Source organism: Aquabacterium parvum, from assembly GCF_001447195.1.
Classification (GTDB): domain Bacteria; phylum Pseudomonadota; class Gammaproteobacteria; order Burkholderiales; family Burkholderiaceae_C; genus Aquabacterium; species Aquabacterium parvum.
Genome location: NZ_LFRI01000397.1, coordinates 1 through 453, shown reverse-complemented (window position 1 = coordinate 453; position 453 = coordinate 1). Strand labels below are relative to the sequence as shown.

The 453-nt window shown below is 61.1% G+C and carries 1 protein-coding gene; it reads right to left on the bottom strand.

Annotation, left to right across the window (positions count from 1 at the left end; all coding sequences use genetic code 11):
- Positions 1-15: 15 nt before the first annotated feature.
- A complete protein-coding gene (locus ABG80_RS16505) occupies positions 16-411 on the bottom strand; it encodes an antibiotic biosynthesis monooxygenase family protein (RefSeq protein WP_152987678.1) in 396 nt (131 codons plus the stop codon).
- Between the last annotated feature and the right edge of the window lie 42 nt (positions 412-453).

Here is a 453-nt window from a genome sequence, read left to right as displayed (position 1 = left end):
GCCTAACTACCAAGTTCAGGGGCGCCCGCTTGGCGTGGCCGAAGCGTGCAGTGGTGGAGGCGTCCCCTGCAACGCCCAGTTAGGCGCAGCGGCCTTGCCAGACAAGGGATGTGCAATGCCGCCGTCGCCGTATGTGCCGAGCACTTGTGCGATGACCACCTGGTAGCCGCTGAGCCAGCGAGCTTGGTTCTGCTTGGCTTGGATGTGAGAAGGGTGCTTCATGAGAGCTTGCAGCGCCTCCATCGACTCCCAGTAGTACACATTGGAGATAAGGCCGGTCTCGTGGTTCTCCCAGGCTTCCTCGCCGAGGTAGCCTGGAATGGATTTGGCGACTTGAGCGATGACGCTGTCCAGGGCGTGGAACTCGTCGTCGTACTGGCCCTTGGCGAAGGTGAACGTAGAGGTGTACATGCGTGTGAGATGTGTGCGCCTAACGCCCAAGTTCAGGGGCGC

Coding starts and splice junctions, on each gene's coding strand:
- ABG80_RS16505 (WP_152987678.1), bottom strand. CDS start 411: ATGTACACCTCTACGTTCACCTTCGCCAAGGGCCAGTACGACGACGAG.